The organism is Vannielia sp., from assembly GCF_029212645.1.
Classification (GTDB): domain Bacteria; phylum Pseudomonadota; class Alphaproteobacteria; order Rhodobacterales; family Rhodobacteraceae; genus Vannielia.
In genome coordinates this window covers 36,169-59,374 of sequence record NZ_JARGND010000004.1, presented here as the reverse complement: position 1 = coordinate 59,374, position 23,206 = coordinate 36,169, and the positions used below count along the sequence as shown (strand labels likewise).

The window sequence follows — 23,206 nt, the reverse complement described above, 5'->3', positions numbered from 1 at the left end:
ATAGAATTTTTCCATGTATATTCCGCGAGATCGCTGAAAATCTCTCCGATCCGGCTCTATTGGGGGGTATTTTCGGTGTCTCGGGCACAGATGCGGGCCAGCATTTCGGCGTGTTCCTCAGGCACCGGCTCAACCCCGGTGACCCAGCGCAACAAATCCTGATCGGCCTCTTCCATCACCGCTTCAAAGGCATCAAGATCGGCATCAGAGAGACTGGCCATCTCGGTATCGGCAAAGCCGCCCATCAGCAGGTCCATCTCCTTGAGGCCGCGCCGCCATGCCCTGATCTTGAGGCGCTTGAGGCGGATTTCACGGGTTTCTTCGCTCATTTCGCAGCCTCCAGCAGCGTGGCAATCCGCGCCTCCAGCCGCTCCAGCCGGGCGGTCTGGGCTGTCATCTCGCCGCGCACCGCGCCCACTTCGGCCAGCAATCCTGCAAGATCGGCCCCGGTCACCTCCTTGGGCTCGCTGCCCGGAGCGGCCACGCCCGCGCCCACGCCCGACAGCAGCCAGCGCATTGAAACCCCAAGCATCCCGGCCAGCATTTGCAGCTTATTGGCGCGCGGTTCGCTCAAATCCTCTTCCCAGCCGCGCACGGTTTTGGCCTTTACGCCCATCCGCCCGGCAAGCTCTTTCTGGCTCCAGCCCAGCGCATCGCGCGCCGCTTCAACCCGGTCGCCAAAGGTGGCGGCCTCTTCGCCGTACCATTCCTCACCTGTCTCTTTCATCCCGGTCTCCTCTTGTGGCCCTGTTTCACGCTTGATCGCATGGCACTGCGGGCCTACACATGCACCGTCTCAAGCCTACGGAGCACCAGATGTCCTTCCTCTCCGACACGCTATCGCGCGTGAAGCCCTCGCCCACTATCGCCGTGTCCAACCTTGCCGCCGAACTGAAAGCCGCTGGCAAGGATGTGATCGGCCTCGGCGCTGGCGAGCCTGATTTCGATACCCCGCAAAACATCAAGGATGCGGGCACCAAGGCTATAGCAGACGGCAAGACCAAATATACAGCCGTCGACGGCATTCCAGAGCTGAAAGCGGCAATCTGCGCCAAATTCAAGCGCGACAACGGGCTGACCTATGAGCCTGCGCAGGTTTCAGTTGGCACCGGCGGCAAGCAGATTCTCTATAATGCGCTGATGGCCACGCTGAACCCCGGTGACGAGGTGGTGATCCCCGCGCCTTATTGGGTGAGCTACCCCGACATGACCCTGCTCGCCGGCGGCACCCCGGTGGTGGCCGAGGCCAAGGCCGAAAATGCCTATAAACTGCTGCCCGAAGATCTGGAAGCGGCGATCACCTCAAAGACCAAGTGGCTGATCTTCAACTCGCCCTCCAACCCCACCGGCGCGGGCTACACGCAGGATGAACTGAAAGCGCTCACCGATGTGCTGCTGAAGCATCCGCATGTCTGGGTGATGACGGACGATATGTATGAGCACCTCGTCTACGACGATTTCACCTTCTGCACCCCCGCCGAGGTGGAGCCAAAGCTCTATGACCGCACCCTCACGGTGAACGGCGTGTCAAAAGCCTACGCAATGACCGGCTGGCGCATCGGCTATGCCGCTGGCCCCAAGGAGCTGATCGGCGCGATGCGCAAGATCCAATCGCAAAGCACCTCCAACCCCTGCTCGATTTCACAGTGGGCTGCGGTGGAGGCGCTGAACGGCCCCCAGGATTTCATCGCGACCAACAACGCGACCTTCAAGCGCCGCCGCGATCTGGTGGTGGAAATGCTGAACGCCGCCGAAGGCATCACCTGCGCCACCCCGGAAGGGGCGTTTTACGTCTACCCCGATATCTCGGGCTGCATCGGCAAAACCTCTGCCGGGGGCGTGAAGATCGAGAATGACGAAGTGTTCTGCACCGCCCTGCTCGAAGAAAAAGGCGTTGCCGCCGTCTTTGGCGCGGCCTTCGGCCTCTCCCCCAACTTCCGGGTGAGCTACGCCACCTCGGACGAGAACCTGAAAGAAGCCTGCACCCGCATCCAGGATTTCTGCGCTTCGCTCAGCTGACCCTGAGCAGATTTGAACTTGGCAAAGGCCCGGCGCAACAGCCGGGCCTTTTTCATTTTGGCTCAGGTGATCCAATCGCGCGCCTGCGGCGCAAGTCTGTTTGTGATCTGGGCCTGATGGCCTGTGGATCGCTAAAAAAATCAGGCGGAAGGCTGGTGGCCCCTCTGGGATTGGATATTTGTAGCAAGAGAATGGAACAGCGCGGGTTGGCTGTTGCGCGGCTTCAATAACAACCCAAGCGGCGGGTGAACCCGTTTGGCGCGGCCCTCTCTAGCGCCACGCCCCGCGCCCTGCTATTCATGGAAAAACAACGGAGACAGGGCCGATGGCAGGCGAACTACCGGACTATTACTTCCGCGTGCGTGAGAACGGGGCAGTCGCCTTCCGGGTGGATACCGAAAACCGCCAGCGCCGGATCGAGATGGACCAGATCGCGGTGATCAACATCAAGAACGGCGAGGTCAAACCGCATGGCGACCGCCAGTTGAGCGAAGCCGATGTGGCTGCGATTTCCGAGTGGATGACAGAGCGCCAGGCCCTGCTGGCGGCCCGCGACATTGACGATATCCACCGCGCCGTGGATTACCTCAACCTCACCACCCAATGGGCACAGTCCAAGGCCGGGGACGACCAGCTTGAAGAGGTCACCGATGCGCTGCTGATGGCGATGCATGATCTGCGTTCCATTCTGGTGCGCAAAAAGGCCGACCGTCTGATGCGCGACAAAGGCAACACCTGAGGTGGCGGGGCAGTTGCCTCACGCCGGGGCATCTGCCAATCTGACTTCACCAAATCGTTAATACCTTTGAAAGGACCATCCCCATGATTAAAAAAACGCTTCCGCTTTTTCTCGCCCTCGCCCTCGCAGGTTGCCTGCAAGCCCCCGAGCCAGAGCCGGTGCTTGACGAAGACGGCGTTGAAGTGCTGCCAACCGATGAAGTGTTGACCGAGGACGATCTGCTCGGCTGATCCCCGCCCGCTCAAAACGCATCAAGGGGGCCATGTGGCCCCCTCTTTCGTCGCCCAATCGCCACCCCCAATCGCCATGCTTGACGACCATGCCTGACTACTTGGCGAACTCCAGTTCCTGCTCGGCGCGAAACAGCCGCTCTTCCGGGGTTGCATCCAGCATTTGCAAGGCGTCCAGCACCCGCTCATGGCCGGTTTTCAGCTCAAACCGCCGCCCCCAGCGGCGATCCAGCGCGATGAATTCCCAGATCTGCGCCAGCGTCATGCAGCCATAGCTTTCGGCCCGGTCATAGGCATCCACCACCCGGTCTTCACGGGCCTCCGGGGTTGGCTCCGGCATATCGGGGCCAAGCTCATACACCGCCCGCCGCCGCAACCCCCGGCCATGCACGCCTGCCAGCTCATCATATTGCGCCGCCGACAGGCTCAGCCGGCCAAACTCTGGCGGCGCGTTGTGGCTGGGGTTCCTGGTATGCGTCACCTCGCGCCCCGGCGGCTGCATCGCCACCGAAAGCGCCGCGCCAAACAGCCGCCCACGCTGGTTCTCCTCCAGCACCGGAATCAGCATCGACATCACATTCGGGTCGCCATGGCGAAACAGCACCGTTTCCCGGCCCGAGGCCCTGTCAACCGCGCCCACCTGCCTGCGCCCCACAATCGGCTCCGCCCGGCCCTGCGGGATTTCAACCATGTTGAGACGGCGCAAATGGGCATAAATGTTGTCTTGCGTCCTGGCGCCCTGATCGGGCCAGTCCCACCACACCACGGCAGGCGCCCCCGCCACCACATCACACACCTGCTCAACGGCGAACAGGTTGGCACAGGCCACCAAATGCGGCCCCCGCCCCAAAGCAGGCAGGTCGATCTCATCGGCAAAGAGCGGCAACGCATTAAGGCCCACATCGCGGATACGGCCCGGCAAGTCATCAAAATGCGCCCCGTCGACCACGGCAAAAATCCGCCCCGGCAGGCGGCGCAGCAAGGATCCCAGCGCATCGGTCGGCACAGCCGGTTGGGCGGTTTCACTCATCTCAGCCTCTCCCTCTCAGGTTGCGCATATGGGTAACACCGGGGGCGACGCAGCGGAAGGGGGCAGCGCGTGCCACGCCCTCAGCCGCCGAGCCGCGCTTCAATCCGCACCGAGCGGTGCCAGAACCGCCAGCTCAGCAGCACCGAAGCCACCGCCAGCCCAATCGCCAAACCGCCCCACACGCCAACGCCCTCAAACCCCAGCACAAAGCCCAGCAGCCAAGCCATCGGCGCGCCAATGCCCCAATAGGCCAGCGCCGCAATGCCCATCGGCACCCGCGTGTCCTGCACCCCGCGCAGCAAGCCCGCCGCTGTCACCTGCACCCCGTCAACCAGTTGGAACACCCCGGCCACCGCCATCAATCCCACGCCCACCGCCAGGATCGCCCCGCGGGCCGGGTCGCTTGGGTCCAGAAACAACCCCAACAGGAACTCCGGCACGGCAATATAGGCCACCATCGTCGCCAGCGCCCATACCACCGACAAGCCCATCGACACTTCTCCCCCCCGCCGCAAATGCCTCTCGTCGCCCCGGCCAAAGGCCTTCCCGGCACGAATCGTTGCGGCGTTTGACAGGCCAAGATGCACCATGAACGTCCCGGTCGTGATCTGAAGCGCAATGCCATGCGCCGCCAGCGGCACCGTCCCCAACCAGCCCATCAGCAGCGAGGCAAAGGCAAACAGCCCCGCCTCAGCCAAAAGCATCAGGCCAATCGGCCAGCCCAGCCGGAAAACCTCGCCAAGAGCCTCCCAATCAGGCTTCCACAACCGCTGGAACAGATGATGCTCCGGAAATTGCCAGCGGACATAGGCCCATAGCGCCACCATCGAAAATACATGCCCCACAGCCGAGGCCGCCGCCGCGCCGATCAGCCCCAACTCCGGCGCGCCCAGCTTGCCAAAGATCAACACCCAGTTCAGCCCAATGTTCAGCGCTGCCGCCGCAAGGGCGATCCACAGCAAGGCACGGGTCTTTTCCAGCGCCGCAAGGTAGGATTTCAGCACCATGACGATGAGCGCCGGCAGCAGCGCCGGGCCGCCAATGCGCAAGTATCCCTGCGCCGCCTCGGCCAGATCCGCCTCCTGCCCCAAGCCAATGAGCAGCGGCTTCGCCCACCAGAACACCGGGGTGAAAAACAGCCACGCCATCGCCGAAAGCCAAAAGCCCATCCGCGTCACCCGGCGCAGCCGCACCACGCCCGCCTCCCCGGCCTCGCTGGCCTCCGAAACCAGCGGCATCACCGCCTGCGAAAACCCGATGGATACAATGAAAGCCACAAACCAGATCGTGCCCGCCAGCACCATCGCGGCCAGATCCGGCACCGCATACCAACCGATCATCACCGTATCCGTGATCTGAATCGCCACCTGCGCCAGATGCCCGCCCACCAAAGGCAAGCCCAGCGTCAAAATGGCCACGACATGGCCCCATCTGGAAAGTTCGTCGCGCATGCTCACCTGCTAGGCGCTCCGCGCGGCCTCGGCAAGCCTCATCAGCGCTCCCGGTCGCGCCCTGCGGGACGGCGGGTGGGGCGATCCGGGCGCCAGCCCGGCAGCGTCACCCAAACGGCCCTAAAGCGCGCGCCACACCATCTGGCTCGCCACCACAGCCACCACCAGCCCGGCCACAATCTCCAACACCGGCCCAAACATGCGCATGGTGCCCCCCCTTGAGATCACCGAAGCCCAGGCCCCCTCGCGCATCACAACCGCCACCACGGCCACCATGATCGTCACCAGCGCCGTCCCCAACCCCATCGCAAAGGCCCCGGCAACGCCCACGCCGCCAATCCCCAAACGCCAGGTGATGATGAGCAGGAACAACGCGCCGGTGCAGGGCCTGATGGCAATCCCGCCCACCAGAATCAGCACATCGCGCAGCGATCCCGCCGCCTCTACCTGCTCAATCGTGGGCCCGTGCGCATGGCCACAGCTTTCACAAACCTCGCCTTGCCCGGCATGGTCGTGCCCGTGCCCATGCTGGTGCTCATGGTCATGCCCATGCCCATGCCCGCCCTGCGCCTCTCTCTGCTGGATAAGCCCCCGCACCCCGCGCCACAGCAACCACAGGCCAATCGCCCCGATCGCGGCATAGCTGAGCGGCGCCAAAACCGCCTCGGTCAAGCCCTCCACGGCCCGGCCCGTCCAGCCCAGCAACGTGATAGCGGCATAGACCAACAGCACAGCACTGCCCGCCTGCGCAAGTGACGAGGCCAGCGCAATCGCCGCCAACCGCCCCACTGGCACCCTGCGGCCCAAACCATATCCCCCCAGCAAAACCTTGCCGTGCCCCGGCCCCGCCGCATGGGCAACGCCATAGGTGAAGGCCAGGCCGATCAGCGCCCAAAGCGCTCCCGGCTGCCCGCCCTTCAAGGCGCGCAAACTGCGGGCCATCGCGCCCTGCGCCTCCCGCTGCACCCCCTCGGCCCAGCTTGCCAGCGCATCAAACCCGCCCAGCGCCCATGCGGCCCCAAGCCCTGCAACAGCCCCGATAAGCAGCAGCAGGATCAACCCGCGGCGCATGTCACCCGCACCTCTTGCGCAAACAAATCTCCCACCGGCGGAAACATCGCTTCCTCTTCGCCCGCCGCCATCGCCCCGGCCTGCAATTCATCAAGCGCGGCCTGCAACTGCTCTGCCGCCGCGTCGCCATCCGGCACCCAAAGCTCACTTTCGCAGGCAGGGCGGCCCGCAAGCCCGGTCTCCCACGCCACCTCATAAGCGCTGAAATAGGTTGGATCATAAGGCGAGATCACCAGCGCCCCGGCGCCCGGATCAACCGGCTCGGCAAAACGCCGCTCATGCACCGTTTCCACCATGCCCTCGGCAAACCCCGCCGACACCGCCTGCGGCGGACCAAGCGCCACCGCGCTGCCACCAAAGGTCACGTAAGTATCGCCCTTAAAATCCTCCGGCCACTCCAGATCAAACCCCTTGATCTTGGCCAATTCCTCCGCCGTCGCCACCCCGTCAAAATCGGCATCCACACCGTATTCCTCGGTCACATATAGCGAGGTCAGCTCATCATAGCGCCACTTTACCCGAATGGCCTCCACCCGCCCGTCCGGCGCAAACACCAGCTCAAACCCGGTCTCAACAAAAACATGCGGATGCGCTGCCGCCCCAAAGGGCAAAAGCGCAACGAGTGAGGCGATGATCCATTTCATAACGGGCAAACTAAGCCTCCCCCCCGGCCCCCGCAAGCCTGCGGGACGGCGGGTGGGGCGAGGTGGCCGCAGGCCAGCAGCGTCACCCCCCGTCCGGCCTCTCAAGCCGGGTCTTCACCACGCCGCATCGCCGGATGCAGCGCCGAGCCAAGGATATGGTTCGAATTGTGGATCTCATGTGCCCCCGCGCTCACAATCTTGGGGTCCGCACCATGCACCAGCTTCGTGTCCTTGCCCGGATAATCCAGCGACGACAGGAAGTGCTGCATACAGTTGATCCTTGCGCGTTTCTTGTCGGCACTCTTGACGATCGTCCAAGGCGCATCGGCGGTGTCGGTGTAAAAGAACATCGCCTCCTTGGCCTCGGTGTAATCATCCCACTTGTCGAGGCTCGCCTTGTCGATCGGGCTCAGCTTCCAGCGCTTCAGCGGGTCGGTTTCACGGGCCGCAAACCGCGCCCTCTGCTCCTCCTGCGTCACCGAGAACCAGTATTTGTAAAGCCGCGTGCCGCTGCGCGTCAGCATCCGCTCAAACTCGGGGGTCTGGCGCATGAACTCCAGGTATTCCGTCGGATCGCAAAACCCCATCACCCGCTCCACACCGGCGCGATTGTACCAGGAGCGATCAAAGAAAACCATCTCGCCCCGCGTCGGCAAATGCTCCACATAGCGCTGAAAAAACCACTGCCCCCGCTCCCGCTCACTGGGCTTGTTGAGCGCCACAAGGCGCGCCTCGCGCGGGTTCAGGTGCTCCATGAAACGCTTGATCGTGCCGCCCTTGCCTGCCGCATCACGGCCCTCAAACAGCAGCACAATCTTCTGGCCGGTCTCCTCCACCCACTTCTGCACCTTCAGCAACTCAGCCTGCAAATGCGCCTTCTGGGCCTCATATGAGCGGCGCGACATGCGTTTGTCATAAGGGTATTCGCCGCGCTCAAACGCCGCCCTCAACCCATCGGCTTGCGGCACCGCAAGGCTGTTTTTGGCGGCATCCTTGATTGCAGCAGCGGGATTGTCTTCAGCCATGGGCAGGCATCCTTTTTTTCGGGCTATAATCTACCCGCCCACATTAGCACGCCCCCACCTGCGCCACATTGACACGGGTCAACCCCACCCGCATCACCCCTCTTTCGCCGCGCCCGCACCGGCCCCTCAAGCCCACACATCACGGGCGGCTCCCGGCTTCACGTTGGGCCAACCCCGCTTCCCCCCGCCGCCCTCCTCCGCTATGCTGTCGCCCAAGCAAAAAAGCAAAATGAGCAGCCCATGGCCGACGACCTCCTCTCCGCCGCCGATTCCGAGTATGACGCCTCCCAGATCGAGGTGCTCGAAGGCCTCGAACCCGTGCGCCAACGCCCCGGCATGTATATCGGCGGTACCGACGAACGCGCCCTGCACCACATGGTGGCCGAAATCCTCGATAACTCGATGGATGAAGCAGTGGCCGGCCACGCCTCCCGCATCGAGGTTACGCTGCACGCCGACCACGCCATCACCGTCACCGACAACGGCCGCGGCATCCCGATTGATCCGCACCCCAAGTTCCCCGGCAAATCCGCGCTCGAGGTGATCTTCTGCACCCTGCACGCGGGCGGCAAATTCTCTGGCAAGGCCTACCAAACCTCCGGCGGGCTGCACGGCGTCGGCTCCTCGGTGGTCAACGCCCTGTCTGATAGCCTCATCGTGCAGGTGGCCCGCAACCGCGAGCTTTACGAGCAGCGCTTCTCCCGTGGCATCCCCCAGGGCCCGCTCGAAAAGGTCGGCACCGCCCCCAACCGGCGCGGCACCTCTGTCACCTTCCACTCCGACCCGGAAATCTTCGGCTCCCACAAGTTCAAGCCCAAGCGCCTGCACACCATGGTCCGCTCCAAGGCCTACCTCTTCTCCGGCGTTGAAATCCGCTGGAAATCCGAGATCGACGACGGCGAAACCCCAACCGAGGCCACCTTCCACTTCCCCGGCGGGCTGGCCGACTACCTGCGCGAAACCCTCGGCCAGTCCTCCACCTACGCCGAGGCCCCCTTCGCGGGCAAAGTCGAGTTCCGCGAAAAGTTCAACGAGCCGGGCTATGTCGAATGGGCCATCAACTGGACGCCCTCGCGCGATGGCTTCATCCAGTCCTACTGCAACACCGTGCCAACCCCCGAAGGCGGCACCCATGTGCAGGGCTTCTGGGCGGCGATCCTCAAGGGCATCAAGGCCTACGGTGAGCTTGCCTCCAACAAGAAAGCCGCGCAAATCACCCGCGATGACCTCATGTCAGGCGGCTGCGCGCTGGTCTCCTGCTTCATCGCAGACCCGGCCTTCGTGGGCCAAACCAAAGACCGCCTCTCCTCCGAATCCGCCACCAAAATGGTGGAAGGCGCGGTGCGCGACCACTTTGACCACTGGCTCGCCTCCAACACCAAATCCGCCGGGGCGATCCTTGATTTCCTGATCCTGCGCGCCGAAGAACGCCTGCGCCGCCGCCAGGAAAAGGAAACCGCCCGCAAAACCGCCACCAAACGGCTGCGCCTGCCCGGCAAGCTGGTGGATTGTTCGGCCACCAACCGCGCGGGCACCGAGCTTTTCATCGTCGAGGGGGATTCGGCCGGCGGCTCCGCCAAGATGGGCCGCAACCGTAAAAACCAGGCGCTCCTGCCGCTGCGGGGCAAAATCCTCAACGTGCTCGGCGCGGCCTCGTCCAAGCTCTCCACCAACGCCGAAATCTCTGATCTGACCCAGGCGCTCGGCGTCGGCCTTGGCACCAAGTTCAACGTCGATGACCTGCGCTACGACAAGATCATCATCATGACCGACGCCGATGTTGACGGCGCCCACATCGCCGCCCTGCTGATGACCTTCTTCTTCACCCAGATGCGCCCGATGATCGACACCGGACACCTCTACCTCGCCTGCCCCCCGCTCTTCCGCCTCACCCAGGGGGCCAAACGGGTCTACTGCCTCGACGAGGCCGAACGCGACGAATGGCTGGAAAAAGGCCTCGGCGGCAAAGGCAAGATCGACGTGTCCCGCTTCAAGGGCTTGGGAGAAATGGACGCCAAGGACCTGAAAGAAACCACCATGGACCCGGCAAGCCGCAAACTCATCCGCGTCACCATAGACGAGGACGACCCCGGCGAAACCGGCGATTTGGTGGAAAGGCTGATGGGCAAGAAACCGGAAATGCGGTTTCAATATATTCAGGAAAATGCGCGGTTTGTTGAGGAATTGGATGTGTAGGGTGGGTAAAACCCACCATTCTTCTCACCCCTCGTAGGCTAGGCAAAACTCACCACCCCGCTCCAACCCTGCCAACCAACACAAAACATGGCATCACCCATCCGTGGGTTATCACCCACCCTACGCCAAGCCGCCATCGCCCTACTCGCCGAACGCCCCCTCAGGTACGGCCCACTCCGGCGGCACCCGCCCGGCCCTTATGTCCCGGTGGATAGATGATGCCTCCCAATCCGTCGGTCGCGCCACCAATCCATGCTTTACTGGATTTCCCCAACAATAGGCCATATGCGCCGCCATGTCCGCAGGGTCGCGGATCACATGCTCCCAAAACCGACGCTGCCACACACCCACCTCTCCCTTGGCACGCTTGCTGCCGCTTCGGGGGCGCCTTGCGCCGAATCGTTTCGAGAACCCGGCCTTGATCTCCTTCCACCGTGTCGAGAAATCCGCATCGCCCTCAGGCAGTCGCCAGATTGCATGGAGATGGTCCGGGAGAATGACAATGGCTTCTGTCGCAAACGGGCGTTTCCTTGCAACCTCACCGTAGGCCTGCCTCAGCAAGTCAATGTGCTCGACCAGATCCCGGCGGTTGCGATCCGCAAGCGCGACGGTGAAGAAATAGGTTCCTCCCGGAACTCTGGCTCGGCGATAATTCGGCATTCTTCGAGCCTGCCGTAGTTTGGTTAACCGCTCGTAAACAAGTGGTGGGTTTCACCCACCCTACGGAGTGAGGTGACGTTGGTAGGGTGGGTGAAACCCACCATCATCCCCCCCAACAAAAAGCCCCCCACGCTCACACGCAGGGGGCCAACTCATCAAGCTATAACAGGCGAAAACGTCAGAGCTTTGCCTGCCACTCGTCGACCTCTTTTTCGGCAGCCTCTTTGGTCTTGCCATATTTCTGCTGCACAAGGCCCACAAGCTGCTCGCGCTCGCCCTTGGCCTGATCCAGCTCATCGTCGGTCAGCTCGCCCCACTTCTCGCGGGCCTTGCCTTTCCACTCTTTCCAGTTGCCTTTAACAGTATCCCAATTCATGTCAGAACTCCTTTCCATGTTGGCAGACCAACGCCGCTCCACGGTCGGAAGTTCCGCCTTTATTGCAGGCTCTGGATATAAGCGATCAAATCAACCACCGAGCGCGAGGTCAGCAGCGGCTGGCCGCTTTCGGTTTTCAGCGGCGTGTCGTCGCCCTCAAAAAAGTCACCGTAAATTGGCATCGCCGAGCCGTGCGCAACCAGCGGATCACGCCCGTCGATCCGCTTCACAACGCGCGTCATCGGAAACACCCCTGCATTGCCCGCGCTCAGCGCCGTCAGGACGGTCGGCTGGACCACCAGCGCCGGAGCCATTGGCCCCAAGCCATCGGCCTTGATCCCATGGCAGGTCGCGCAGTGGCGCTCGTATAGCACTTGCCCTTCCGTCACGTCCTGCGCCAGCGCCGGGCTGGCCGCAAAAAGGGCTGCAATGATGATCATCCGCATGGTTTCCTCCTGTTGCTATGCGTAAGTGTCGCGCCACAGGGCTTGCCTCACCATGACACAGATCAGGGCACGGCGGGTTAACGGCTCACCCCCGCATGAAATCTCCTATGCATGGGGTGTGCATCCCTTGTGCATCACTTGTGGCTGTGATCTTTTTGCAATTAACGCCCATTGCAGCCCCCGCAACACCCCCATAAACTTCTGAAAATGCGTTACTTTCCAGTCCTCCTCCTGTTGCTGCTCACAGCCTCCTGCGGCCGCCCGCTGACCGAAGCAGAAGTCGATTTTCTCAAGGAAATTCAAGGCGATACACTAGATCACTCCCGCGTCCACCTCGCCCCCTATTCCACCGTCGGCTCCATCTCCCGCACCTATCTCACCCGCCCCAGAACCACCTGCCGCGAGCTTATCCTGCCGCCCAGCCCCAAAAAGTCGTTCACCTCCACCACCGCAGGGCTGGTCGCCTTCAACCAGATTTTTCTCAACCCTGACTGGTACTTGGAGGATTATCTTGAGGGTTGGCCAGAGGAGCTGAACCTCTCCGCAGCGATGTTTCTGGCGCATGAACTCACCCATGTCTGGCAGTGGCAGCACCGCAAAACAACGCGCTATCACCCGCTGAAAGGCGCCGCCGAGCATCTGCCCGCGCAAGACCCCTATCTCTTTGATCCCGCAGCAAAACCTCGCTTTCTTGATTACCCGTATGAGCATCAGGCCAGCCTGGTTGAAGAGTTCGTCTGCTGCCGCGCCCTCGATCCCGAAGGTGCGCGCACCCAGCGGCTTGAAAGCCTTGTTTCGCAGGCGATGGACCCAAAACCCCTGTCGCTGTCGCGCGTCAAACGGGTGCTCATCCCTTGGGAAGGCGCTGAAATCAAAGGGATTTGCTCCTGAGCGGCCCGGTAAAGGCTTCTTTTACGTTTTGCACTACCTTGCTGATCTTGCGGCCCCCTGAACCTGCCCATAGGCTCTGGCAAAATCCACGGAGGACCGTATATGGCCGCATCACGCGCAAAAACCCTGCCCTTCTGGCTGCGCCTATACGCGCTGCTCCTGGTGATCGCGGGGATATTCGGCGGCCCGGTCGGCCTGCCCGCGCTGGATATCCCACTGGATGACCCGGCGTATTTTGCCCGCGGGGTCGGTCTTTCGGCGGTGATGCTGGTGGCGCTGTGGAAGGGGGGCGCAGCCGTCTATCTGGCGGGCTTTGCCGGCGCGGCGGTGCGCGATGCGGGCGATCTGGTGGCCAGCTACACCGGCGCTGACCTTAACGGCGAAGCGCTTGTTATTGCAGCCATATTTCTAGGAGTTGATCTTATCTGCCTGTTCACCGCGCTGCATGTCACCGATGCGGGGGCACGGCGATGAGCACCACCACATCAGCCCTCATCATGCTGGCGGCGGGCATGGGCATTCCGGTTTTGGCCGCGCTCAACGCCGGTCTCGGGCGGCACATCGGCTCCCCGGCCTCTGCGGCAACATTGCTGTTTATCGTGGCCTTCACCGCCGCTTTGGTCACTGCCCTCGTGACTGGCCCCGCGCCGCTGCACCGCTTCACCACCGCCCCGAAAGAGGTGTTTCTGGCCGGGTTGTTCGTGGCCTTCTACGTGCTCTCGATCACCTGGGTCGCCCCCAGCTTTGGCGTTGGAAACGCTGTGGTTTTCGTGCTTTTGGGGCAGATGATCTCCTTCGCGGTGATTGATCATTTCGGCCTGTTTGGCGCACGGGAAGTGGCGCTTTCGCTGTCGCGCGTGGGCGGGATTGGGCTAATGGCATTGGGCACCGTTCTGGTGCTGAAAGGCTAGCCTTACCCCGGCACAACCACCCCTTCGTCCAGCCGCAAGGTCCGGTCCATCCGCGAGGCCAGCTCAAGGTTATGGGTGGCGATCAGCGCTGAAAGCCCGGTCTCGCGCACCAGCCCCATCAACGCCTCGAACACCGTGTCAGAGGTGGCCGGATCAAGGTTGCCGGTCGGCTCATCGGCGAGCAAAAGCGCAGGCCCATTGGCCAAAGCCCGGCAAAACGCCACCCGCTGCTGCTCCCCGCCCGAAAGCTCTGCCGGGCGGTGACTGGCCCGTTGCGAAAGCCCCACCAACGCCAGCAAATCCTGCGCGCGTGCCTCTGCGGCCCTGGCGCTCACAGCATTGGCAAGCTGGGGCAGCACGATGTTCTCCACGGCGCTGAACTCGGGCATAAGGTGATGGAATTGATATATAAATCCCACCTCGGCGCGGCGGGCGGCGGTGCGTTTATCGTCGCTGGCGTGGGTCATATCCTCGCCCATCAGGCGCACGGTGCCCGCTGTTGGTGTGTCCAGCAGCCCGGCGATATGCAGCAGCGTTGATTTCCCCGATCCCGAGGGCGCAACCAGGGCCACCACCTCGCCGCGCGGCAAATCCAGCGCCGCGCCGTCGAGCACGCGCACCTCGTTTGGCTTGCCTTCGTTGTAGGTTTTGCACACGCCCTCAAGGCTTAAAACCATCTCACTCATAGCGCAGCGCCTCCACCGGATCGAGCCTTGCCGCCCGGCGCGCCGGGATCAGCGTGGCCCCCCAAGAAAGCGCCAGCGCAAGGCCTACCGCAAAGATCACATCCCCCGCCTGCAACTCTGACGGCACCTTGTAGATCCCCCGGATCGAGGCATCCCACACATCCTGCCCCGACACCCAGTTGATGAAGCCGACGATATTGTTGACGTTGAGCGCAAAGAGGCAGCCAAGCAGCGTGCCAAGCGCCGTGGCCACCGTGCCAATCAGCGCCCCACAGAGGAAAAACACCCGCATGATCGTGCCCTGCGTCAGCCCCATGGTGCGCAGGATGCCAATGTCACGGCCCTTGTTTTTCACCAGCATGATCAGGCCTGAGATGATGTTGAGCGAGGCGATCAACACGAGGATCGACATGATGATGATCATCATGATGTCCTCGATCACCAGCGCGCGCAAAAAGCTGCCCCAGGCGTCCTTCCAGCTCCACAGGATGGCCCGGTCACCCGCCGCACGCAGCAGCGGCACATCCCAGGTTTCAATCTCTTCGGGGGTATCAACCATCACCTCTATTTCGCTGGCCGCTCCATCATAGTTGAAAAAGCTCTGCGCCTCGCTGAACGGCAGGTAAACCCGTGTGCGATCAATGTCATAGCGCCCGGCCTGGAAGATATACACCACCTCATAGGCGTTCACCCGTGGCGTTACCCCCAGCGGCGAACGGGTGCCATTGGGGTTGATGATCTTGATCCTGTCTCCCACCGATGCGCCAAGCTCAGAGGCCACGCCCCAGCCGATCGCGACGCCCTCGTCAAAGCGCGAGATATCGCCCATTTGCTGCTCGGGCTCGGCAATGCGCGGCAGGTTCAACAGGTCATCATGGCGGATGCCAAACACCTCAACCCCCGCATTGGCGCTGCGCAGGTTGGCCAGCACCTGCCCCTTCACCAGCGGGGCCACAGTGGTGACACCCGGAACCGCGCTCAGCCGTTCCACCCATGCCTCGTAATCGGGGATCGCGCGGGTGGTTGCGCCGCGTTCATCCACATAAACCGAGGAGCGCACCGAGGTATGGGCATTCGCACCAATGATCGTGTCTACAAAGTCTGTGCGAAAGCCCGAGCGCACCGCCATCACCACGATCAGCGCAAACACCGCCAGCGTGATCCCACCCAGCGCGATCCACGTCAAAATGCTCACCCCGCCCTCGGAGCGCTGCGAGCGCATGTAGCGCCACGCGAGCATCCACTCAAAGCGTGAGAATGGGGCTGTTTTGCCTGCTGTTTTGGCCACGATGGGGCCTCCTGCCTGTTTGCGCGGGAAGATGCGGAGGGATGCGCGGGAGGTCAAGCGCTCAAACCGCCCTGTCACCGATCAGTGTTTGCCGGCGCTCTCGCGGGGTCGCCTACCTTCCAGCCGGTTTTGCAGGAGTCATCCGCCGCCCGCGACCCGTGGGCTTTCCGGGGCTGGTGGGCGTGTAGCGGTCCCGCACGACCCCCCGCTCGCACTGGTTGATGACGCGCTGCTCGGCCCCAAGCGACCCGCCGGTGCTACGCAGCCGCCTTGCGTGCCAACCATCAAGCTCACGCCCCCCTCCCACAAGGCCCTGCGGCGGGGTCACGCCCTAGCGCTTCCCCTCATAGGCTGCGGCCAGCTTGGCAAGCGCCGCTTCGGGAGACAGCTCCTCACTCTCGCCGGTGCGCCGGTTGGTCAGCTCAACCACGCCGTTCTTCAGCCCCCGCGGCCCCACGGTGATGCGCCACGGCAGGCCGATCAGGTCTTGGGTGGCAAATTTCGCGCCTGCACGCTCGTCGGTGTCGTCGTAAAGCGGGTCCATGCCGAGGGTTTTCATGGTGCCGTAAAGCGCCTCGGCGGCCCGGTCACAGGCCTCGTCGCCCACCCGCATGTTGACGATCCCGGCGTGAAACGGCGTTACCCCCTCGGGCCAGATGATGCCCTTATCGTCATGGCTGGCCTCGATGATCGCGCCCACAAGGCGGCTCACCCCAATGCCGTGGCTGCCCATATGCACCGGCACCGGCTTGCCATCCGGGCCTTGCACGGTGGCCCCCATCGGCTCCGAATACTTGGTGCCAAAGTAAAAGATCTGCCCCACTTCAATGCCCTTGCCCTGGCGGCGGCGATCCTCGGGGATGCCGGAATAAAGCGCTTCGTCATGGGTTTCGTCGGTGCGGGCGTAAAGGCTTGTAAACTCGTCACAAATCCCCTTCACCTGCGCCACGTCATCATAATCAACCTCCCGGTCGCCCAGCTTCAGATCGGTGACGCCTGCATCAAAGAACACATCGCTCTCGCCGGTCTCGGCCAGCACGAGGAACTCATGGGTGTCATCGCCGCCAATCGGGCCGCTGTCAGCCCGCATCGGGATCGCCGTCAGCCCCATCCGCTCATAGGTGCGCAGGTAGCTCACCATGTGGCGGTTATAGGCGTGCAGCGCATCTTCCTTCGTGAGGTCAAAGTTGTAGCCGTCCTTCATGTAAAACTCGCGCCCCCGCATCACGCCAAAGCGCGGGCGGATCTCGTCGCGGAATTTCCACTGGATGTGGTAAAGCGTCATCGGCAGGCTTTTGTAGCTGGCCACATGAGCGCGGAAGATGTCGGTGATCATCTCCTCGTTGGTGGGGCCGTAAAGCATGTCCCGCTCGTGGCGGTCGCGGATGCGCAGCATCTCGGGGCCGTAAGCATCATAGCGCCCGCTTTCCTTCCACAGATCAGCCGGTTGCACGGTGGGCATCAGCATCGGGATATGGCCCGCGCGCTGCTGCTCCTCATGCACGATCTGCTCGATGCGCTTCAGCACCTTGAAGCCCAGCGGCAGCCACGAATAAATCCCGGCGGCCTGTTGGCGCACCATTCCGGCACGCAGCATGTAACGGTGCGAAGCAATCTGCGCGTCGGCAGGGGTTTCCTTGAGAACAGGCAGGAAGTAGCGGCTCAGGCGCATGGATGGGTCCCTCGGGGCATGAATTTATGCCTTGAGCCTCTAGCCCATCACGCCGCCGCTCACAAGATTTAGCCCACCCAGCGGCGCTGGTCCGGGGATGGCGGCGGGGCCTTGCCCTCTGGCCGCTCGCGCGGGGCCTCGGCTGAGGGCGGATTTGCAGGGGTTGGGCGCGGCGGTTGGCCCAACACGGTGCTGAGTTTCACGAATCGAGTCATCGGTCTGCGCTCCTCTGCTGGCCCATTGCGCTATCTGGTGAGCTTGGGGGCCCGCACCGCCATAGGAAAGCGCCACACCGCAGCTTTCACAGGTTATTCACGCCGCGGGGCAGAAAACCGAGCGGCGTTAAGGAGGTAGAAAGGCGCCGTTCGTAGAAGGGTGGTCAACCCTGTGCCAAAAAAGGGCGCTTCGCCACATGTTGCACCACCTGACCATCGCGTTTGCGTTCATGGCCCCGCTCGCCGTAACGCCCCTTGCCCTACTGGGCCAACATCCCTCAGGCGCCGGGCCGGTGCTGGTGCTGCTGTCGCCCTGGGCCGATGGTCCGGCGCTGGTTGAGGCGGCGGGCGGGCATATCATCGGCCCCGCAGGCGCGCCCTTCGCCCTGCTCGCCGCATGGGACACCGCCGGCGATGAGACCCGCGCCCTGAAACACGGGGCCTGGGCTGTGCTTGATGGCAATGCCCTCGCCGCAATCTGTGGAGTTGATGATGTCTGAAGCGACTGCCCTCAAAGAACCCTTCATGCTGCAGCCTGATCAAATGGTGGCCCCGGTGAGCACCCCCCTTGAAGAAGATCGCGTGCAAGCGGTCAAACTGCTCTCAAAGCTCACGGTAGGGGCCGCGCTGCTCATGATCATGGTCTGCTGGATCACCGGCGGGCACGTGCTTGTCATGGCAATCGGCGGGGCCGCCTTTGCCGGGCTGGCTTTGCTGGCGCCGCTTGCCTCTGCGGTGCTGTCGCGCATCCTTGTGGCGCAAGCGCTGACCGGCACCGCCATTACCTTCACCGCGTCTCTGGCCGGGCACCCGCTGCAACTTGATAGCCACATGGTCTATTTCGTCACTCTGGCGATGCTGGTAACGATGGCCGATATCAAGCCGGTGTTGATCGCTGCGGGCACTGTCGCGCTGCACCATTTGGGCTTCACCCTGCTGTTGCCCGCGCTTGTTTACCCATCTACCGACCTCCTGTTCAACGTCGGGCGCACGGCCTTTCATGCGGCCGTGGTTGTCGTCGAAGCCGGGGTTCTGGTGATCGCCATTCACAAGCGGCTGTCGCTGTCGCGGCTGGCAATGGAGCGTTTGGCCCTTAGCAAATCCGCCGCTGCCAGCTCCGAGCAATCCGCTCAAAAGGCCGAGGCTGAAGCCGCCCGCGCAGCCGCCGCCCTCACCGAGGCCGAAAAAGAGCGCGCTCTTGCCGCCGAGGCCACCAGTCAAGCGCAAGAGGCCCTCGCTCAAGCCCGTGCCGAAGCCGCCATGCGCACCGACGCTGAGGCGCGCGAGGCCACGGAGCGGGCCGAGAACGATGCCATCCGCGCGCACCTGCTGGAGCATTTTCGCACCGCGCTGGAGCGCCTTGCCGCAGGCGATCTGGCCACCGGCATCACCGAAGAACTGGGAGAGGAGTTTTCGGAACTGGGTGAGAATTTCAACGCCGCCACAACACGCCTGTGCAACGCGATGCTGGCGGTGATCGACCAAACCGCCTCGATCGAGGAACAAAGCTCCGAAATTTCCTCCTCCGCCAATGATCTGTCGATCCGCACCGAACGGCAGGCCACCACGCTGGCCCAAATCGCCTCTGCCCTCAGTGAATTGACCCGCACCATCAAGGCCGTCGCCGAGGATTCCAGCGATGCCCGCACTCTGGCCGAAAGCACCTCCTCAGAAGCTGAAGAGGGCACTGTCATCATGGCCAACGCCGTTGACGCCATGAACCGGATTGAGGAAAGCTCGCGCGAAATCCAAAAGATCACCGGCGTGATCGACGATATCGCTTTTCAAACCAATCTGCTCGCCCTGAACGCCGGGGTCGAGGCCGCGCGCGCAGGCGAAGCCGGTCGCGGCTTTGCCGTGGTCGCCTCCGAGGTCCGCGCCCTCGCCCAGCGCAGCTCGCAAGCCGCGAGTGAAATCAATACCTTGATCTCCAATTCCGTGGCCGAGATCGCGGGTGGCGCAACCCTCGTCAACCAAACCGGCACCGCCCTCGCAGGCATCCAAAACGCCATCGGCAAAATCACCGAGCGCCTGCGCAACATTGCCGAGGCAACCTCCGATCAGTCCCGCGGCCTCACCGAACTCAACGGAGCGATCTCCGAACTGGAAGTTGTCACCCAGCAAAACGCCGGCATGTTTGAAGAGACCACCGCCGCCAACACCCTGCTCGCGGGCAATGTCCAGCGGCTCAACAGCTTGGTCGAAACCTTCAGCCTTGGCCAACCGGGCAAAATGCGGCTGCCGGGGCTAGCCACCGCCGATGGCCCGGTGGAAATGCCCCCCATGCGCGCCGCCGGGTAATCGCCCCGGTCGACCAACCCGCGCCACCGCCCCTTGCATGACCGCGCCCGGCGGGCAATATGAGAGGAAGGGAAAAAAGGGGCGGCATGTCACTTCCGGTCAGAGATCAGGCGAAATATTGGGGCGTCGCAGCGGCGGCCTTCTTCGCCGTGCTTTACCTGCTGGGTGATGTGATCCTGCCCTTTGTGCTGGGCGGAGCGGTCGCCTACTGCCTCGATCCGGTTGCTGACCGGCTTGAGGCGATAGGGCTCAACCGCATCCTTTCGGTCAGCTTGATTTCCCTTATCGGTCTGCTGATCTTCGCCCTCGCCGCGCTCCTTGTGGTGCCTTCCCTGGTTGAGCAAAGCATCGCTCTGTTCAAAACTGCACCGCAGGTCTTTTCTGATTTGCGCAGCTTTCTCACCACCCGCTTCCCCGATCTGATGGATGGGGAGAGCACCATTGCCAAATCCCTTGGGACGCTGGGCGAAACCATCCAATCGCGGGGCGGTGAGCTCATTTCATCGCTCGTCAGCTCGGTCTCGTCGATCGTCAATGTCATGGTGCTGCTGGTGCTGGTCCCCATCGTCGCTTTCTACCTGCTGCTCGACTGGGATCGCATGACCGCCAAGGTTGATGACCTGCTGCCACGCGACCACGCCCCCACCATCCGCCACCTCGCCTCCGAAATTGACCGCACCCTTGCCGGCTTCATTCGCGGCCAAGGCACCGTTTGCCTGCTTCTGGGCGTTTTTTACGCGGTGTCGCTCATGGGGGTTGGCCTCAACTTTGGCCTCGTCGTCGGCGCTATCGCCGGGGCGCTCACATTCATCCCTTACGTCGGCGCCCTGGTCGGCGGGGCGCTCGCTATCGGCCTGGCGCTGTTCCAGTTCTGGGGAGAATGGGCCTGGATCGGAGCCGTGGCCGCGATCTTTTTCACCGGCCAGTTCCTTGAGGGCAATATCCTCACGCCAAAACTGGTCGGCGATTCCGTTGGCTTGCACCCGGTTTGGCTGATCTTCGCTCTTTCGGCCTTTGGCACGCTCTTTGGCTTCACCGGCATGCTCGTCGCCGTCCCGGTTGCCGCCGCGCTCGGTGTGGTCGCCCGCTTTGGCCTCGCCGAGTATAAGGAGGGGCGACTCTATCAGGGCACCGACGCAAACCCAACCGTGGCCACAGCCGCCAAGGTCGCCACCGACAAAACCCAAGAAGTTCGCGACGAAAGCTAACAGATGGCGCGTCAGATCCCCCTCGACCTCCCGGTGATCGAAGCCACCGGGCGCGATGATTTTTTCGTCTGCGCCACCAATCTCGCTGCCACCCGCCTGATTGATGATTGGCTCGGCTGGCCAGAGGCGCGGCTACTGCTGACAGGGCCAAAAGGCTCTGGCAAGAGCCACCTTGCCTCTGTCTGGGCGGTTGAAACCGGTGCCGAAACCGCCCACAGCGTCACCCCGCCGCCGGTGCCCTCCACCCCGCTGGTGCTGGAAGACATTCACCGCTTCATGGGCAATCCCGAGACCGAAGAGGCGCTGTTTCACACGCTCAATCGCTTCGCCGCGCCCGGCACGCCCCTGTTGATGACGGCACAAGACCCGCTCACCCCCACCCTCCCCGATCTGGCCACGCGCCTTGCCGCCACCACCCGCGCCAGCCTTGGCGAACCCGATGATGAGCTGTTGATGGCCCTCTTGCTGAAGCATTTCACCGATCGCCAGCTTGATCCTTCGTCTGAACTGCTCAGCTATCTCGTGACCCGGATGGAGCGTTCGGCGCAGGCCGCACAGGCGCTGGTGGCTGCGCTTGATCGGCATCAGCTTGCCACCGGGCACCGCCTGTCGCGCGGGTTGGCAGCGGAGGTCTTGGAACAGCCGGAGTTTTCAGGCAATTAAGGGGCTCAAACTGTCACACCCCCGTGACAGACAAGCCCGATGATTGCCCCCATGACCCAGTCCGATTTTCTCGCCGCCCCCTACCCCGAACCCGTTGTGCTACCGCCCGAAGAAACCGCTGGCGCGCGGCGTTTTCACAACCGTGAGCTTTCGTGGCTGGGCTTCAATTGGCGGGTGCTGGAAGAGGCTGAAAACACCCGCGTGCCGCTGCTGGAGCGGCTGCGCTTTGTGTCGATCTCCGCCACCAATCTGGATGAGTTTTACACCGTCCGAGTTGCGGGCCTGCGCGAGTTGGCAAAGGAGGGCATCACCACCCCCGCCGCCGATGGGCTGACCCCGGCAGAGCAACTGGTGCTGATCAACGCCGATGCGCGCAAGCTGATCGCTCGTCAGCAGGAAACCTGGAAAAACCTGCGCCAGGAGATGGACCGCGAAAAAATCCACCTGCTCTCCACCGAGCAGCTCACCGAAGCCGATCACAGCTATCTCGCCGATTATTTCCTCACCTCGGTCTTCCCGGTGCTCTCGCCGCTGGCGATTGATCCCGCGCACCCCTTTCCCTTTATCGCCAACGGCGGCTTTTGCCTCGCCCTCCAGCTCACCTCCCGCGCGAATGATCGCAAGCTGAACGCCATCCTCCCGGTGCCCCACCAGATCGAGCGGTTCGTGGCCCTGCCCGCCGAGGAAGGCGAGCATCGGTTCCTGCCGCTTGAGTTGCTGCTGCGCCTCAACATCGGCTCTCTCTTCCCCGGCTATGAGGAGAAGGGAAGCTGCACCTTCCGGGTGTTGCGCGACAGTGACCTTGAGCTTGAGGAAGAGGCCGAAGACCTCGTGCGCGAGTTTGAAACCGCCCTGAAACGCCGCCGCCGTGGCGAGGTTGTGCGCCTTAATATGTCTGCCGCCGCCCCCAAGGCCCTGCGCGCGCTCATCATGGAAGAGCTGGAAGTCGGCGATGCGGAAGTCATTGAAACCGATGGTGTTTTAGGCGTCGCCGATCTTTCGGAGCTGGTGCTTGATAGTCGCCCCGATCTGCTTTGGCCCTCTTTCACCCCCCGCGTGCCCGAGCGGGTACAAGACCACGATGGCGATATGTTTGCCGCCATCCAGCAAAAAGACATGCTGCTGCATCACCCCTATGAAACCTTCGATATGGTGGTGCGCTTTCTTCAGCAGGCGGCGCGTGATCCGGATGTCGTCGCGATCAAGCAAACCCTCTATCGCACCTCCAAGCGCAGCCCGATTGTGGAGGCGCTGTGCGAAGCGGCGGAAGACGGCAAATCCGTCACCGCGCTGGTCGAGCTGAAGGCGCGTTTTGACGAGGCCGCCAACATCCGCCAAAGCCGCAGGCTGGAGCGCTCCGGCGCGCACGTGGTGTATGGCTTCATGCACTACAAAACCCACGCCAAAATCAGCACCGTGGTGCGCCGCGAGGGCCGCGAACTGGTCACCTACACCCACTACGGCACCGGCAATTACCACCCGAT

At 62.9% G+C, this 23,206-nt stretch carries 25 protein-coding genes; 12 read left to right on the top strand and 13 right to left on the bottom strand.

The window, feature by feature from the left end; all coding sequences use genetic code 11:
- Positions 1–56 precede the first annotated feature (56 nt).
- Positions 57–329: a succinate dehydrogenase assembly factor 2 gene (locus P1U55_RS02390; protein WP_301045885.1), complete on the bottom strand. Its 273-nt coding sequence runs from the start codon at positions 327–329 to the stop codon at positions 57–59.
- On the bottom strand, positions 326–727 hold the full coding sequence (locus P1U55_RS02385) for a helix-turn-helix transcriptional regulator (RefSeq protein WP_301045884.1): 402 nt from the start codon (positions 725–727) through the stop codon (positions 326–328). Before P1U55_RS02385 ends, P1U55_RS02390 begins: the two co-directional genes overlap by 4 nt.
- A gap of 89 nt (positions 728–816) precedes the next feature.
- On the opposite strand from P1U55_RS02385, the gene P1U55_RS02380 reads away from it, so the two are divergent.
- From P1U55_RS02380 to P1U55_RS02370, 3 genes are all read left to right on the top strand, one after another.
- Positions 817–2,019: a pyridoxal phosphate-dependent aminotransferase gene (locus tag P1U55_RS02380; RefSeq protein ID WP_301045938.1), complete on the top strand. Its 1,203-nt coding sequence runs from the start codon at positions 817–819 to the stop codon at positions 2,017–2,019.
- 325 nt (positions 2,020–2,344) lie between these two features.
- A complete protein-coding gene (locus P1U55_RS02375) occupies positions 2,345–2,758 on the top strand; it encodes a hypothetical protein (protein WP_301045883.1) in 414 nt (137 codons plus the stop codon).
- A gap of 83 nt (positions 2,759–2,841) precedes the next feature.
- Complete coding sequence (locus P1U55_RS02370; RefSeq protein WP_301045882.1) at positions 2,842–2,988, top strand: hypothetical protein; 147 nt, start codon at positions 2,842–2,844, stop codon at positions 2,986–2,988.
- Positions 2,989–3,085: 97 nt separating this feature from the next.
- On the opposite strand, the gene P1U55_RS02365 is transcribed toward P1U55_RS02370, so the two are convergent.
- From P1U55_RS02365 to ppk2, 5 genes are all read right to left on the bottom strand, one after another.
- Entirely contained in the window at positions 3,086–4,018 is a 933-nt protein-coding gene (locus P1U55_RS02365; protein WP_301045880.1) for a hypothetical protein, read from the bottom strand.
- An 80-nt stretch (positions 4,019–4,098) separates the two neighbouring features.
- Positions 4,099–5,469 carry an MATE family efflux transporter gene (locus tag P1U55_RS02360; RefSeq protein ID WP_301045879.1) on the bottom strand — a complete coding sequence of 457 codons (1,371 nt, stop codon included), beginning with the start codon at positions 5,467–5,469 and terminating at the stop codon, positions 4,099–4,101.
- A 120-nt stretch (positions 5,470–5,589) separates the two neighbouring features.
- A complete protein-coding gene (locus tag P1U55_RS02355; protein WP_301045878.1) occupies positions 5,590–6,540 on the bottom strand; it encodes a hypothetical protein in 951 nt (316 codons plus the stop codon).
- Complete coding sequence (locus P1U55_RS02350; RefSeq protein WP_301045877.1) at positions 6,525–7,184, bottom strand: DUF1007 family protein; 660 nt, start codon at positions 7,182–7,184, stop codon at positions 6,525–6,527. Before P1U55_RS02350 ends, P1U55_RS02355 begins: the two co-directional genes overlap by 16 nt.
- Before the next feature lie 101 nt (positions 7,185–7,285).
- On the bottom strand, positions 7,286–8,209 hold the full coding sequence (ppk2, locus tag P1U55_RS02345) for a polyphosphate kinase 2 (RefSeq protein WP_301045876.1): 924 nt from the start codon (positions 8,207–8,209) through the stop codon (positions 7,286–7,288).
- A 240-nt stretch (positions 8,210–8,449) separates the two neighbouring features.
- Here ppk2 and parE point away from each other — a divergent pair, with 240 nt between their 5' ends.
- The gene (gene parE / locus P1U55_RS02340) at positions 8,450–10,405 is read left to right on the top strand and encodes a DNA topoisomerase IV subunit B (protein ID WP_301045875.1); all 1,956 of its coding nucleotides are present in this window, start codon (positions 8,450–8,452) and stop codon (positions 10,403–10,405) included.
- Positions 10,406–10,546: 141 nt separating this feature from the next.
- Here parE and P1U55_RS02335 read toward each other — a convergent pair whose 3' ends face one another.
- The 3 genes from P1U55_RS02335 to P1U55_RS02325 form a co-directional block, all read right to left on the bottom strand.
- Positions 10,547–11,065 (bottom strand): transposase, encoded by a 519-nt coding sequence (locus P1U55_RS02335; RefSeq protein ID WP_301045874.1) that lies wholly within the window; start codon positions 11,063–11,065, stop codon positions 10,547–10,549.
- A gap of 178 nt (positions 11,066–11,243) precedes the next feature.
- The gene (locus P1U55_RS02330) at positions 11,244–11,441 is read right to left on the bottom strand and encodes a CsbD family protein (RefSeq protein ID WP_301045873.1); all 198 of its coding nucleotides are present in this window, start codon (positions 11,439–11,441) and stop codon (positions 11,244–11,246) included.
- A 59-nt stretch (positions 11,442–11,500) separates the two neighbouring features.
- Entirely contained in the window at positions 11,501–11,887 is a 387-nt protein-coding gene (locus tag P1U55_RS02325) for a cytochrome c (RefSeq protein WP_301045872.1), read from the bottom strand.
- 207 nt (positions 11,888–12,094) lie between these two features.
- Here P1U55_RS02325 and P1U55_RS02320 point away from each other — a divergent pair, with 207 nt between their 5' ends.
- The 3 genes from P1U55_RS02320 to P1U55_RS02310 all read left to right on the top strand — a co-directional run bounded on the left by P1U55_RS02320 (position 12,095) and on the right by P1U55_RS02310 (position 13,689).
- On the top strand, positions 12,095–12,778 hold the full coding sequence (locus tag P1U55_RS02320; RefSeq protein ID WP_301045871.1) for a hypothetical protein: 684 nt from the start codon (positions 12,095–12,097) through the stop codon (positions 12,776–12,778).
- Between the two features lie 102 nt (positions 12,779–12,880).
- Positions 12,881–13,252: a hypothetical protein gene (locus P1U55_RS02315; RefSeq protein WP_301045870.1), complete on the top strand. Its 372-nt coding sequence runs from the start codon at positions 12,881–12,883 to the stop codon at positions 13,250–13,252.
- Positions 13,249–13,689: a DMT family transporter gene (locus P1U55_RS02310; protein ID WP_301045869.1), complete on the top strand. Its 441-nt coding sequence runs from the start codon at positions 13,249–13,251 to the stop codon at positions 13,687–13,689. The genes P1U55_RS02315 and P1U55_RS02310 overlap by 4 nt, the downstream gene beginning before the upstream one ends.
- Positions 13,690–13,691: 2 nt before the next feature.
- On the opposite strand, the gene P1U55_RS02305 is transcribed toward P1U55_RS02310, so the two are convergent.
- The 3 genes from P1U55_RS02305 to proS form a co-directional block, all read right to left on the bottom strand.
- Positions 13,692–14,375, bottom strand: coding sequence for an ABC transporter ATP-binding protein (locus tag P1U55_RS02305; protein ID WP_301045868.1), 684 nt, complete (start codon positions 14,373–14,375; stop codon positions 13,692–13,694).
- The gene (locus tag P1U55_RS02300) at positions 14,368–15,615 is read right to left on the bottom strand and encodes an ABC transporter permease (protein ID WP_301045937.1); all 1,248 of its coding nucleotides are present in this window, start codon (positions 15,613–15,615) and stop codon (positions 14,368–14,370) included. Before P1U55_RS02300 ends, P1U55_RS02305 begins: the two co-directional genes overlap by 8 nt.
- A 379-nt stretch (positions 15,616–15,994) precedes the next feature.
- Positions 15,995–17,335 (bottom strand): proline--tRNA ligase, encoded by a 1,341-nt coding sequence (gene proS / locus P1U55_RS02295; protein ID WP_301045867.1) that lies wholly within the window; start codon positions 17,333–17,335, stop codon positions 15,995–15,997.
- Positions 17,336–17,747: 412 nt separating this feature from the next.
- On the opposite strand from proS, the gene P1U55_RS02290 reads away from it, so the two are divergent.
- From P1U55_RS02290 to ppk1, 5 genes are all read left to right on the top strand, one after another.
- Complete coding sequence (locus tag P1U55_RS02290) at positions 17,748–18,050, top strand: hypothetical protein (protein ID WP_301045866.1); 303 nt, start codon at positions 17,748–17,750, stop codon at positions 18,048–18,050.
- Positions 18,043–19,851, top strand: coding sequence for a methyl-accepting chemotaxis protein (locus P1U55_RS02285; RefSeq protein WP_301045865.1), 1,809 nt, complete (start codon positions 18,043–18,045; stop codon positions 19,849–19,851). Before P1U55_RS02290 ends, P1U55_RS02285 begins: the two co-directional genes overlap by 8 nt.
- An 86-nt stretch (positions 19,852–19,937) precedes the next feature.
- A complete protein-coding gene (locus P1U55_RS02280) occupies positions 19,938–21,059 on the top strand; it encodes an AI-2E family transporter (RefSeq protein WP_301045863.1) in 1,122 nt (373 codons plus the stop codon).
- Positions 21,060–21,062: 3 nt separating this feature from the next.
- Entirely contained in the window at positions 21,063–21,722 is a 660-nt protein-coding gene (locus P1U55_RS02275) for a DnaA/Hda family protein (protein WP_301045861.1), read from the top strand.
- 51 nt (positions 21,723–21,773) lie between these two features.
- On the top strand, positions 21,774–23,206 hold a 1,433-nt coding region (gene ppk1 / locus P1U55_RS02270), incomplete at its 3' end, for a polyphosphate kinase 1 (RefSeq protein ID WP_301045860.1).